This is a genomic window from Pseudomonadales bacterium (assembly GCA_024234615.1).
Taxonomy (GTDB): Bacteria; Pseudomonadota; Gammaproteobacteria; order Pseudomonadales; family IMCC2047; genus JAJFKB01.
Map to the genome: position 1 here is coordinate 1,340,550 of JACKNY010000001.1, position 11,960 is coordinate 1,352,509.

Sequence of the window (11,960 nt, forward strand, 5' to 3'; positions counted from 1 at the left end):
AAAAGACATGAGTGTCAGGCTGCGAATACTCAATCGCGGGTTACGCATTAACATGGAGTTTTGGCAAAACCATCGCTCCGCCTCGCCGCAGCACATTATCGCACGTGAGCAAAGTATCAGTGGTTGGGTACCGAATAAACCCACTCGAATAAAGGCGGAAACGCTACTGGTTGGTGAGGTCTCAGTTCAAAAAATAACATCACCAACAACCAACAACGAATCAGTTTTGCTTTACTTTCCGGGTGGTGGCTATGTGGCGGGTTCTCCCAGTACGACGCATCGAGACTATATTTGGCGTCTCGCTGAAGCAGCGAAATCTCAGGTATGGGCGGTAGATTACCGTAAAGCACCTGAACACCCATTTCCTGCGGCACTGGACGATGCCGTCCAGGTTTACCAAAAGTTGCTTAAGCAATATAAGCCAAGCAATATTGCCGTCGGCGGAGATTCCGCAGGAGGTGGGTTAGCTATTGCTCTCGTGTTGAAGCTCAGGGACGGTGCTCTGCCTTTACCCTCTGCCGTATCGGTGGTTTCTCCCTGGACTGATTTAACCAGTAGTGGCGATTCGATAGTTGAAAACGCTGAAACGGAGGTGATGGTGCCAGCGCATCTGTTATCGGCTGTCGCCAAACTTTATGCGGGAAACTTCGCGCTGGACAATCCCTATGTCTCCCCACTCTTTGCTGATTTCCGTAATTTTCCTCCCACCCAAATTCTGGTCAGTGACGCTGAAATATTGTTGGATGATTCGCGCCGATTATTTGAAAAAATGACTGCAGCCAAGGTAGAAGTCAGTTTGCAGGTTGAACCGAATCTGCCGCACGTCTGGCCAGTATTTGCCCGTTTGCTGCCGGAAAGCCGTAAAACCATTGTGCAGATAGGTAACTTTTTGGCAGAGCATTTAGGTGGCTAGGTAAAGCCCTCAATTCATCATTCTGACGGGCATGCGTTGCGCGCCCCAGCTGCCTGGAGCACCGCAAAAACGACCGGCGAGAGGTGTAGCGCAATTTCGACAATGGCCCTGACCATCAAGGTTCCATTCACCCAGTCGATACCAGTCGCGTTCAATCAGCCTAGTCCCGCACTGATGGCAATAGGTGCTGCCACCGTCCTGGTCATGCACGTTGCCGGTATAGGCGTAGCGCACGCCGTTGGCCATGGCTATTTCACGAGCACGCTGTAATGTCGCGGCAGGTGTCGCCAACTTATCCCGCATCTTCCAGTCTGGATGAAAGGCACTAAAGTGCATTGGCACATCCGACCCTAAGTTTTCTACTACCCAGGCGGTCATGTCATCGATTTCTCGATTGGAATCGTTTTCGTCGGGGATCAGCAGAGTGGTGAGTTCAAACCAAACGTCGGTTTCATGTTTTAGATATTGCAGCGTATCTAAAACCGGGGCGAGGTGAGCACCACAAATTTTATTGTAAAAGCGATCAGTAAACGCTTTTAAATCAATATTTGCAGCGTCCATCTGTTGAAAAAACTGTTGCCTCGGTTCTTTACAGACATAACCAGCGGACACGGCCACGGCTTGAATATCCAGAGCATGGCAGGCTGCGGCGACATCGACGGCATATTCGAGGAAAATGACAGGATCGTTGTAGGTAAAGGCGATGCTTTTGCAGCCCAGCTTTTTTGCGGTAGTGGCTAGCTGTTCTGGGCTGGCTTGATCCGCCAAGGTGTCCATTTCGCGAGATTTGCTCATATCCCAGTTCTGACAAAATTTGCAGGCCAGGTTACAACCAGCGGTGCCGAAGGAGAGAACAGATGTGCCGGGAAAAAAGTGGTTAAGCGGCTTTTTTTCAATCGGGTCGACGCAAAAACCACTGGAGCGACCATAGCTGAATAGCTTAATCTGGTCATCTTCACGGCCACGAACAAAACAAAGCCCACGTTGGCCTTCGTGTAATTTACAGTAACGCGGGCAGACATCACATTGGATCCGCTCGTCTTCCAAACGGTGCCAGTACTGGGTGCTGATGGGGGCGGGTGTAGTCATCTTTCACCTCGTATCAAGACAGCTATTGCTATAAAATAATGTGGGTAAAACAGGGGTTTTCAAGATGATTCGAGCACCCGCAGTTGCCGGGACCTTTTATCCGGGCGATGCCAGCGAACTTCAATATCAAATTCAATCGATGTTGGCGCTTTGCGAAACCAAGACTATGCCTGTTAAAGCCCTGATTGTACCTCATGCGGGCTATATTTATTCGGGCCAGATAGCGGCTCAAGCATACCAGTTGCTACAGCACCAATCACAGTTCACAAATGTGGTTTTGTTGGGGCCGGCCCATTATGTCTATGTGGAGGGGTTAGTCGTTCCCTCAGCCTCACATTTTGTAACCCCATTGGGAGCAATTCCCGTTAATACAAAAGCGATAGAGTCTATTTTGGATTTACCCCAAATATCGATATCGGATCAGGCTCATGCGCCAGAACACAGTGTTGAGGTACAGTTGCCCTTTTTACAAATGGTTTTACCAGATTTTTCGTTAGTTCCGGTGCTGGTTGGCAATGCGACAACTGAACAAACGGCGGAGGTCATCGAACGGCTTTGGGGTAATGCAAAGACATTAATTTTAATTAGTTCGGATCTCAGTCACTTCCACCATTACACTGAGGCGCAGCAAATCGATCAGCGTACTAACGCTGCGATCTGCCAGCTTAGTGAATCGTTGCGGGGAAATCAGGCCTGTGGCTGCAGAGCTATCAATGGCTTAATGCATTGCGCCAAAGTGAAGAGGCTAAGTGTTAAAATGCTTGGCCTGTGCAACTCTGGGGATACCGCCGGGAATAAAGAACGCGTGGTTGGCTATGGTGCTTATGCGCTCTCTTAGTCAGGAGGACCAACAGGTACTACTACAGGTTGCCAGGCAGGTGATCGAATTCGGACTTGATAGCGGTAAGCGTCTTCACGTTGACCCCAAAAATTATAGCGAAGCACTCCAGCAACTACGTGCTACCTTTGTGACTTTATACCTGGACGGGAAATTAGCCGGTTGTATTGGTAACCTGACGGCGACTAGGCCGCTGCTGCAGGATGTGGCCGAAAATGCATACAATGCAGCCAACTGCGATACTCGGTTTGCCGCGATCAAAGGAAGCGATCTTACGTCATTGAACATAGAAATAGCGCTCTTGTCTAAACTTCACCTGATAGAAGTTGAGTCTGAGGCGCAATTAAAAGCTCAGCTTGTCGTCAATAAGCATGGGCTGCTCATTGAATCCGCAGGACATAGAGCGACGTTCTTACCCAAGGTTTGGCAATCTTTGCCGAACAAAAATGATTTTTTGGCACACTTGAAGTTAAAAGCGGGGTTACCGAAAGGGTACTGGTCTAACGAGATCAGTTGTTTCATCTATACAACGGAGAGTTTCAGCGATGTTTAGACATTATAGAACCGCCGAACCGGAAATGGTGGCAGCGGAACGTGCGTTGCCCGGTCGAGATGAACCAATACAGGTAAAGAATCGACATACAGTGAACGAAACCCCAATTCAAGGGCCTTTCCCTGAAAATCTGCAACAGGTTCAACTGGGGCTTGGTTGTTTCTGGGGTGCTGAAAGGAAATTTTGGCAAACGCGAGGTGTATATACGACGGCGGTTGGTTATGCGGGTGGTTTTACGCCAAACCCCACCTATGAAGAGGTATGTTCCGGGCTTACCGGTCATACTGAAGCGGTACTAGTGGTGTTCGATACGGCGGTGATAAGTTTCGCGCAATTGCTACAGACATTCTGGGAGTCGCATAATCCTACTGAGGGTATGCGCCAGGGTAATGATATTGGCACCCAATACCGTTCTGCCATTTACACCTATTCGTCAAAGCAGGAACAACAGGCGCTTGCCTCGTTGCAGGCCTATCAAAAGAAGCTTTCCGTTGCGGGTTTTGGAAAAATTACGACAGAAATAAAGGCAGCGGGGGAATTTTATTATGCCGAAAATTATCACCAGCAATATCTTGCGAAAAATATAGGTGGTTATTGTGGGCTGGGTGGTACGGGCATCAGTTTCGAATAGAAAAAACTGTCAGATATCTGTTGCTGTAAGGCCTGAACAAAAAACATTCAAAAATGTATGCTTCGTTATAACGAATAGACATGGAGTGCACGCCAGATGGAACTAGAGCGACATAACCCAACGAAATATAGGTTTGAATTTTTTGGTTAAACCGGAGAATCCTTCCGGATTTGGGTTGTAAATTTACTCCTCACGATAGTGCCCCTTGGAATTTATTCTGCATGGGCTAAGGTTCTAAGCAAAAAACATCTCTATGGAAATACTGTTCTGAATGGTTCGGTATTTGACTATACCGCCCGACCCACACAGATTTTAAAATGGCAGAACATGCACTGCTGCAACTCGATCAGATGGTCAATCTTGCAACGGAAAACACCATGCTGGGCAGAATCATGTTGCTTGAAATCGGACCGATTAAATACCGGCATGCGGTTCAAAATACAGTTCGACAGGCGGGCGTGTCGGCTTTGATTCTGCTTTTTACCGGAGAGGCCGGTACAGCAAGTACATTAGTTTTTTTACTGCCCATCCTGTTATTGCAGGCTAGCTGCTCACAGGAGTTTGAGTGGCAATCAGACTGCTTATGCCTTAGAACAAATACAATGGCAAAACATGGATACCAATGCCTTTGCGGATAGGATGGAAAAAATGCTGAATAGCAAGGCAGAGGAAATGCGCGAAGATAAAGATCAGCGCAACAGGCTGCTCGAATATTTCTCTTCACATCCCCCCAGTGTGGAGCGTATTGGGCGTTTAGAACGAAATAAGCACTAGTTCTTCTAAAAAACTCCAAATCATCAGAGGTTTCCTAGTGCTCAGCGGTATTTTTGGCAGTCAGTTCGGCACGAATTTCACGTAGTTTCGCTTTTATTTTGGCAGCATTTTCAGGGCCGACCCGTAATAGAATTTTTTGTCCGGCAGAGGCTGCTTCTAACGCTGGGTCTGCGTATTCTAAAAATACTTTTGGTTGTACCAACTCGATAGGTAAAGTTGGTTCAGGCGTTTCCAACAGATGGTCGATCACCTCTACTAGCCGGTCATTGAAATAAGCTGTCGGGTCACCCAAGTCTTTGTAAGACTCTTGAAACAGCGGATAGAGTTTACGATAAATAGCGACGATATCTGCACTTTCAACCTTTTCCAACAGCGTGATGTAGGGGCTATAACGTTTGCTGTTTTGTTCGGAAAGATAGATTCGGTCATTCATATGCTTGACCTGAATAGCGCCTGGAACGGGTTTTACAGGAAGTGCATTGGTGGCCAGTTTGGCTGGGGTTAAATTGTCAATGGTCGTCACTACTCTGGCGATAATATGCTGTGGAATTAGCACGGGTAATAACGATTCATTGTCAATTGATTGATGTAGTAACTCCAACACTCGTTGGTCGCTTTCGAAAAGTTTTGGTAAAGGTGGTTCCGGGGGAGGTTGCGGTGACGTGGTCGCTATCGTCTGGGTGTCGGTTTCCGCCTTAGGTAGCTCTATCGGGTAGCGAATTGGCTTTGGCTCAGGAGCGGTTTGAATCTGCGAATCTGTGTCGGCAGTGGGGTTTGTGTGTTCAGTATTCCTGAACCATGTGTAATACACACCAACGGCAATCAAAACTAACCAGAGTCCGGCAGTCAAAATCCAGGGTCGGCGTTGTTCGGTGTTTTTCATGATTCGTTCCTTATGTCTAGTTAAGGCCGAAGAATTGGGGCTTATCCGTCTGCGATAGGTTCCGTGTCAGGGATTGCGTAAATGTGAATCAGATTTTCTGTCTCGATCCCATTTAAATTTTGCCAGGTATTGGCAAGCGCCACTCATGATTACGCGGTTATTTATTTCCGCTTGCGCTACCGTGCTATAACGATAGTAGCGGAAATCGACGCAAAGAGCACTAATGGAAAACGTTCTTTTTGGTCTTTCGGGTGATGCGAGTATGTCAGCAAAATCAGCTATAGCTTTAGTTAAAACGCTAGTGAGTTTTATTTATTTCTTTTGTCTCGCACATAGAGTGCTTTTGAGTTACCGCTTCCGATAGCCCTTTCTTCTAGGTTAAAAAGTTTGGTTGCGGCAACTAGCTCACCCAGTTTACCGTAACCATAGTTACGCGGGTCGAACTCCGATGATTGTTTAGCGAGATTACTTCCTACTGGCCCTAGTTGCGCCCAGCCGCTTTCGTCGGAGGATGCTTCCACAGCATTACGCAACAGGCTGACTAATTTAGTATCCTGCTTCAGTTCGTTACTGGATTTTTTTACGATTTTTTCACTATCGTCTGTCTTCGCGCGAAGCACTTCGGTGTAAATAAATTTATCGCAGGCGGAAACGAAAGGAGCAGGCGTCTTCTGTTCGCCAAAACCGTAAACCAGCAAGCCCGACTCTCTGATGCGTGAGGCTAGCTTGGTAAAATCGCTATCGCTCGATACGATACAGAAGCCATTAAAATTACCCGTGTAAAGCAAGTCCATAGCGTCAATAATCATGGCGCTGTCGGTTGCATTTTTACCTTTGGTGTAGGCGAATTGCTGCATGGGTTGAATAGAGTGCTCTAAAAGAACATCCTTCCACCCCTTTAAGCCAGGTGCAGTCCAATCGCCATAGATGCGTTTGACACTCGCGATGCCATAGTTGGCTATTTCTGATAACAACCCGTCAACGATGCTTGGCTGCGCGTTATCTGCGTCAATTAATACGGCTAATTTGTTGGTGTATTCCATGGCTTTGGCGTCTCAGTAAAATGTTCAGGTTGGTTAAAATAGGCTCATCAGTCAGTACCATACTGCCTGATGATTTATTACGCACTGAATTTTTTCGCCAGTTTCCAATGAGATAGATAAAGCACAGCGCAGATTAGCATAATAATGGATTGCGGAATGAGACTCTAGCGTGCACGAAACTGATGGTTTGTAATGATCGAGTTAAGTTGCGATAGCCTCAATGTTTCCATATCTTCTTTGCCCAGTGTTTTGTCGTCTGCTGGCGCAAGAGCGGGAGGCGGTTGGTCTATCATTATCGCCCCAGTGGTTATGGCAAAGACTGCCATTGTGTATATGAAAGCTTTCCTAATTTGAGTTGTCGCCTGTATTTCTTTGCTGTCTACTGCGGTGCGTCGAACGGAACCTTACGTATCACGATCATACTACGGATGAATGCTAAGATTGCCATAGGTACCCATGTGATCAGGCCGGCTAAAACCAGGCATATCAAACCCGCAAACACACTGAATCCGGCATCGTCGTTTTGGGCTTTCATATCCAGCCACAGCGGCACGGCGAGCAGCACGGTAGCAACAAGGTGCATGCGCACCGGATAGAGATCAGACCTTGCCTTGGAAAGCTTTTTGTATTTCTTTCCTGTGCTATGATTGCGCGCAGCGAACCATCTGTCTTCTTGTATGCCCCAGAAGCTTAATACATCGCCTTCTGCGCATGGCACAATAAAGTCTACCAGCTCAACTACATGTCGGCGCTCATCACTGTCCTTGAGATGAATCGTCTGGTACCTGGTGGTGGTTGATTTTATCTTTCCCTTGATGGCCCGCGGCATATGGGGGGCAAGACTATGGGCTAGGTTATCCGAGGTGCCGACACTCCCCGTGGTTTGCGTTTCACTGCGTGTCGACTCCGTCAGCACTGTGCCGGAAATCTCGTAAAGAGAAAAGGGTTTTAGGAGAGCGATACCTTCCGTTATTTTTTTCATTATCAAATTCTCCACAGATGTTTTGGCAAATGTAGTGGCGCGCTGGGAGCGGCTGACCGGTCGGATGCGCAGATACTAAACCAGATGTATGGTTTCATCAACACTGGGTGACCTAGGAGCATCCATTTGCGTTGCCGCTTTCGCCCCGTGCATAAACTATCGCCAATCATCCCGATTAACCCGTATAATACGCGACTTTCCGTGGCGCTATCTCGCCATCGACGTTAATCGATTGTAATTGAGTTTAGATAATGACCGTACGAACCCGCATCGCGCCTTCGCCTACCGGCGACCCTCATGTAGGCACTGCCTATATTGCACTGTTTAATCTGTGTTTTGCACGCAGCCAAGGTGGCCAATTTATCCTCAGAATTGAAGATACCGACCAGGCCCGCAGTACGCCGGATTCAGAACAAGCAATTTTTGATACGTTGAATTGGTTGGGCATTACCTGGGACGAAGGCCCGGACGTCGGTGGATCACACGGGCCCTATCGCCAAAGTGAACGCAGCGATATTTATCAGCACCATGCTGCGCAGTTACTTGAAAAAGGGCATGCCTTCCATTGTTTTTGTACCACGGAGCGATTGCAACAGTTGCGTGAAGAACAAATGGCGAACAAGCAAACGCCGGGTTATGACGGTCTTTGTATTCACTTAAGCAAGCAAGAAGTCTCGGAGCGCTTGGCGGCGGGCGAGGAGTCTGTGATTCGCATGAAGGTGCCAAGAGAAGGCGTTTGCACGGTGTGGGATCAGCTGCGCGGTGATATCCAGATTGATTGGCAGCAGGTTGATATGCAAATTTTGATGAAGGCCGACGGCATGCCGACCTATCATTTGGCCAATGTGGTGGATGATCATTTGATGGGCATTACCCATGTGCTTCGTGGCGAAGAGTGGATCAACTCAGCGCCTAAGCACCAGCTGCTCTATGAATATTTTGGCTGGGAAATGCCTAAACTTTGTCATATGCCACTGTTGCGTAACCCGGATAAAAGCAAGCTGAGCAAACGTAAAAATCCCACTAGTATTAATTACTACCGCCGAATGGGATTTTTACCGGAAGCGGTATTGAACTATTTAGGGCGGATGGGATGGTCCATGCCTGACGGAAGGGAAAAGTTCACCTTGGATCAGATGATAGAAAATTTTGATCTGAATCGAGTGTCATTGGGTGGCCCGATTTTCGATATGGAAAAGCTCAGTTGGCTCAACGGCAACTGGATTAGGGAAGATTTATCTCTTGAACAGTTTGCTGGCCGGGTGCAGGAATGGGCCTTAAACCCTGAATACCTAATGCGTATTGCCGCCTTATTGAAGGAACGGGTTGAGCTGTTCAGCGATATCGTGCCTATGGCAGCGTTTTTCTGTTCCGGACTGCTGAATATTGGTGAGAAGAATTTTGAGCATAAATCGTTGACACAGGATGACTGTAAACGGATTTTGCAATTTACGCTTTGGCGCTTAGAAACCGAGCCGGACTGGAGCCGTGACAATATTGAGGTCATTATCAAAGGCATGGCAGAGACGATGGAATTAAAAATCAGGGATTATCTGTTCCCACTGTTTATTGCTATCGCCGGAACGTCAGTATCTACTTCGGTGTTTGACTCGATGTCGATTCTGGGCGCGGATTTATCCCGAGCACGGTTGCGTCATGCGGTTAACGCTTTGGGTGGTTTATCCAAAAAACAGACGAAACAGTGGGAAAAGGATTTTCGGAAATTTGCATAATAACCAGACAAACAGCATGTGTGCAGCCTGAAGACGTCACCTCTGAGTAAAATAAGGGGTGATGTCGAGTAGCCACAAAAATTATCCATAATAACTAAAAAACGGTTGATCCTGTTTATGAGGGGTTTAATATGGGATAGTGGTTTTTCAGAACGTTATGTGAGGTTTTATGCGTCTATTGGCAAGACCCTCTAGGGTTTTGATGGGGCTCGCAGTCAGCCCATATGCACCAGCTTTCAATCCACAATCCTTTTCCTTAAACCTTACCCAGCACCAGCACTTAAACACTCCTTTTTCAAGCCTATACCTATCGTCCGGTACTTATCCTCAATCATTGTCTTTGGAGAATTGATTCATGCAAAAAATTTATGTGCTTGATACCAATGTATTGTTGCATGACCCGAACGCGATTTACTCCTTCAATGAGCACAAGGTTATTATTCCCATGACCGTGCTCGAAGAGCTGGACGATATCAAGGACCGGCGCGACAAGGATGTCAGCAAAGAGGCGCGTATAGCCATTCAAATGATTGACAAATTATTGGCGAACGCCGATACACGTGAAATTCAGGAAGGGGTGGAAATCGTTACCTCGGTAGCGAAAAATAGTACGGCATCCGGAACATTGTCTATTTTTCCCGACCAACTGCTACGTAGTGATATATCAATTCCTTATCTGACCAAGGATGCACAGGATAATCAGATTATTAACACAGCGCTGTCGTTGCAAAAGCATAACCCGGAAATTTATGTTTGCCTCGTCACCAAAGATATCAACATGCGCCTCAAGGCGAAAGGCTCGGGACTACGCAATGTTGAAGACTATCGTAAGGACAAAATTCTAGACGATATCGACCTGCTTGCAAAAGGCCGTGAAGTGGTTGCCGGAGATTTTTGGGATGGGGTGGATAAGGTAGATACCCTAACGCGTGGTGACAATACGGTGCATGTTATTCGTCGCGACTTACATCCCGAATATTATCCGAATATGTTCGTGCGTGATGATAACGGGTTCATCGGGTTCGTCGAAGCGATTGAAAATGACGCCATTTTTCTTCGAGATTTAAATGTTAACCGATTGATGCATCAGAATATTTGGGGTTTAACACCTCGAAATCTTGATCAGGCAATGGCTTTTTATTTACTACAATCAGCGGAAATCGACCTCAGTATTCTTACCGGTCCGGCCGGTTCCGGAAAAACTCTGCTGGCGTTAGCCTTCGGCCTGCATGCCATCATCGAGAAAAAGCAGTACAACAAAATTATCGTTGCCCGCTCCACACCACCTATCGCTGAAGATATCGGTTTTTTGCCCGGTACGGAAGAGGAAAAAATGGCCCCCTGGTTGGCCGCTTTCGACGATAATCTGGAGATTTTACACGGCAACGATGAATCCTGTATCGGCAGTATTTCCTACGTTAAAGAGAAGGCCAACATACAGTTTAAATCACTCAATTTTATGCGCGGAAGATCCATCAATAACGCTTATATCATCATCGATGAAAGCCAGAGCCTGACGCAGTTTCAGCTAAAATCCATTATCACACGCGTCGGTAAAAACTCTAAAATTGTTGTGCTGGGAAATTTGGCGCAGATTGATAATAAGTACATCACCCCACTCACTTCGGGGTTGACCTATATTGTGGAAAAATTTAAGGCTTTTCAACATGCGGGCATCATGCATATAGAGAGCATTGAACGAAGCCGCTTAGCGGCCTTCGCTGAAGAAAATTTATAGAGGGGTTGGCCGCAGTAATGCTTGACAGAAAACACCCGTGTGCTTAATATGCCCAGCTCTTTTTGGGGCTATAGCTCAGCTGGGAGAGCGCAACACTGGCAGTGTTGAGGTCAGCGGTTCGATCCCGCTTAGCTCCACCAAATTGTCCCCTTCGTCTAGAGGCCTAGGACACTGCCCTTTCACGGCGGTAACAGGGGTTCGAACCCCCTAGGGGACGCCACCATTGTAGATTAAAGGCTCACTCGTCAGAGTGGGCCTTTTTCTTTCCAAAAAAATAATCCTGTGTTGCAGTTGATGCTGGGTAGCTTTCTCCGCCAAGCAAATTAATCCGCAAGTTTATTACGTTTTTAGGCTATCACTTTCGTAAATTTGATAGTCTCTTTGGTCTGTTCATCTTATTCTTCCAGGTTGATGGCTATACTATTGAGCTGGATAAACGAGGAGAACAAATCATGAATGACCGCTTTTTATTGAAAGCCTGCTCATACTGGCTTGGTACGGTTATTACGTTTTTTACCGTTGGCGCTATCGCCAATGACCAAGCGGCGGATGATCAGGCTAAAATTGCTGCCTGTGTGGCTTGTCACGGCGCTGACGGTATCGGCAAAGCGGATCAATACCCTAATTTACAGGGGCAGCGCGAGGCTTATATGGTTAAGCAGCTGAAAGCGTTTCAGTCCGGTGCTCGTAAGGATGCGACGATGACCACCGTAGTGAAGTCTATATCCGAGGCTGATATGAAAATGCTGGCTAAATTCTTTACTCAGGTGAAATAGGAGAGGA

At 47.1% G+C, this 11,960-nt stretch carries 13 protein-coding genes and 2 tRNA genes; 11 read left to right on the forward strand and 4 right to left on the reverse strand.

What is annotated here, in order from left to right:
- The first annotated feature begins 7 nt into the window (after positions 1–7).
- Positions 8–913 (forward strand): alpha/beta hydrolase, encoded by a 906-nt coding sequence (locus tag H6995_06170; protein MCP5214573.1) that lies wholly within the window; start codon positions 8–10, stop codon positions 911–913.
- 9 nt (positions 914–922) lie between these two features.
- Here the strand turns inward: H6995_06170 and amrS are convergent, their stop codons facing one another.
- On the reverse strand, positions 923–2,002 hold the full coding sequence (amrS, locus tag H6995_06175; protein ID MCP5214574.1) for an AmmeMemoRadiSam system radical SAM enzyme: 1,080 nt from the start codon (positions 2,000–2,002) through the stop codon (positions 923–925).
- Between the two features lie 64 nt (positions 2,003–2,066).
- On the opposite strand from amrS, the gene amrB reads away from it, so the two are divergent.
- The 5 genes from amrB (at position 2,067) to H6995_06200 (ending at position 4,798) form a co-directional block, all read left to right on the forward strand.
- Positions 2,067–2,840, forward strand: coding sequence for an AmmeMemoRadiSam system protein B (gene amrB / locus H6995_06180; protein ID MCP5214575.1), 774 nt, complete (start codon positions 2,067–2,069; stop codon positions 2,838–2,840).
- Positions 2,827–3,393, forward strand: coding sequence for an AmmeMemoRadiSam system protein A (gene amrA / locus H6995_06185; protein ID MCP5214576.1), 567 nt, complete (start codon positions 2,827–2,829; stop codon positions 3,391–3,393). The genes amrB and amrA overlap by 14 nt, the downstream gene beginning before the upstream one ends.
- Entirely contained in the window at positions 3,386–4,024 is a 639-nt protein-coding gene (msrA, locus tag H6995_06190) for a peptide-methionine (S)-S-oxide reductase MsrA (GenBank protein MCP5214577.1), read from the forward strand. The genes amrA and msrA overlap by 8 nt, the downstream gene beginning before the upstream one ends.
- 168 nt (positions 4,025–4,192) lie before the next feature.
- Positions 4,193–4,495, forward strand: coding sequence for a DUF898 family protein (locus tag H6995_06195; GenBank protein ID MCP5214578.1), 303 nt, complete (start codon positions 4,193–4,195; stop codon positions 4,493–4,495).
- Between the two features lie 177 nt (positions 4,496–4,672).
- Complete coding sequence (locus tag H6995_06200; GenBank protein MCP5214579.1) at positions 4,673–4,798, forward strand: M48 family metalloprotease; 126 nt, start codon at positions 4,673–4,675, stop codon at positions 4,796–4,798.
- Positions 4,799–4,832: 34 nt separating this feature from the next.
- Here H6995_06200 and H6995_06205 read toward each other — a convergent pair whose 3' ends face one another.
- The 3 genes from H6995_06205 to H6995_06215 all read right to left on the reverse strand — a co-directional run bounded on the left by H6995_06205 (position 4,833) and on the right by H6995_06215 (position 7,706).
- Positions 4,833–5,681: a DUF3014 domain-containing protein gene (locus tag H6995_06205; protein ID MCP5214580.1), complete on the reverse strand. Its 849-nt coding sequence runs from the start codon at positions 5,679–5,681 to the stop codon at positions 4,833–4,835.
- 308 nt (positions 5,682–5,989) lie between these two features.
- Positions 5,990–6,724 carry an NYN domain-containing protein gene (locus H6995_06210; GenBank protein MCP5214581.1) on the reverse strand — a complete coding sequence of 245 codons (735 nt, stop codon included), beginning with the start codon at positions 6,722–6,724 and terminating at the stop codon, positions 5,990–5,992.
- A gap of 379 nt (positions 6,725–7,103) precedes the next feature.
- Complete coding sequence (locus H6995_06215) at positions 7,104–7,706, reverse strand: hypothetical protein (protein MCP5214582.1); 603 nt, start codon at positions 7,704–7,706, stop codon at positions 7,104–7,106.
- A 248-nt stretch (positions 7,707–7,954) separates the two neighbouring features.
- Between H6995_06215 and H6995_06220 the strand changes: the two genes are divergently transcribed.
- The 5 genes from H6995_06220 (at position 7,955) to H6995_06240 (ending at position 11,953) form a co-directional block, all read left to right on the forward strand.
- A complete protein-coding gene (locus tag H6995_06220; GenBank protein MCP5214583.1) occupies positions 7,955–9,439 on the forward strand; it encodes a glutamate--tRNA ligase in 1,485 nt (494 codons plus the stop codon).
- A gap of 355 nt (positions 9,440–9,794) precedes the next feature.
- Positions 9,795–11,177 carry a PhoH family protein gene (locus H6995_06225; protein MCP5214584.1) on the forward strand — a complete coding sequence of 461 codons (1,383 nt, stop codon included), beginning with the start codon at positions 9,795–9,797 and terminating at the stop codon, positions 11,175–11,177.
- A gap of 64 nt (positions 11,178–11,241) precedes the next feature.
- A tRNA-Ala gene (locus H6995_06230) sits at positions 11,242–11,317 on the forward strand.
- Positions 11,318–11,321: 4 nt separating this feature from the next.
- Positions 11,322–11,397: transfer RNA gene (locus tag H6995_06235), tRNA-Glu, on the forward strand.
- 232 nt (positions 11,398–11,629) lie between these two features.
- On the forward strand, positions 11,630–11,953 hold the full coding sequence (locus H6995_06240) for a cytochrome c (GenBank protein ID MCP5214585.1): 324 nt from the start codon (positions 11,630–11,632) through the stop codon (positions 11,951–11,953).
- Positions 11,954–11,960 lie beyond the last annotated feature (7 nt).

Bases quoted from the DNA above. Each gene is read 5' to 3' on its own strand.
- H6995_06170 (MCP5214573.1), top strand. From the start codon at position 8: ATGAGTGTCAGGCTGCGAATACTCAATCGCGGGTTACGCATTAACATG.
- amrS (MCP5214574.1), bottom strand. From the start codon at position 2,002: ATGACTACACCCGCCCCCATCAGCACCCAGTACTGGCACCGTTTGGAA.
- amrB (MCP5214575.1), top strand. From the start codon at position 2,067: ATGATTCGAGCACCCGCAGTTGCCGGGACCTTTTATCCGGGCGATGCC.
- amrA (MCP5214576.1), top strand. From the start codon at position 2,827: ATGCGCTCTCTTAGTCAGGAGGACCAACAGGTACTACTACAGGTTGCC.
- msrA (MCP5214577.1), top strand. From the start codon at position 3,386: ATGTTTAGACATTATAGAACCGCCGAACCGGAAATGGTGGCAGCGGAA.
- H6995_06200 (MCP5214579.1), top strand. From the start codon at position 4,673: ATGCTGAATAGCAAGGCAGAGGAAATGCGCGAAGATAAAGATCAGCGC.
- H6995_06205 (MCP5214580.1), bottom strand. From the start codon at position 5,681: ATGAAAAACACCGAACAACGCCGACCCTGGATTTTGACTGCCGGACTC.
- H6995_06210 (MCP5214581.1), bottom strand. From the start codon at position 6,724: ATGGAATACACCAACAAATTAGCCGTATTAATTGACGCAGATAACGCG.
- H6995_06215 (MCP5214582.1), bottom strand. From the start codon at position 7,706: ATGAAAAAAATAACGGAAGGTATCGCTCTCCTAAAACCCTTTTCTCTT.
- H6995_06225 (MCP5214584.1), top strand. From the start codon at position 9,795: ATGCAAAAAATTTATGTGCTTGATACCAATGTATTGTTGCATGACCCG.
- H6995_06240 (MCP5214585.1), top strand. From the start codon at position 11,630: ATGAATGACCGCTTTTTATTGAAAGCCTGCTCATACTGGCTTGGTACG.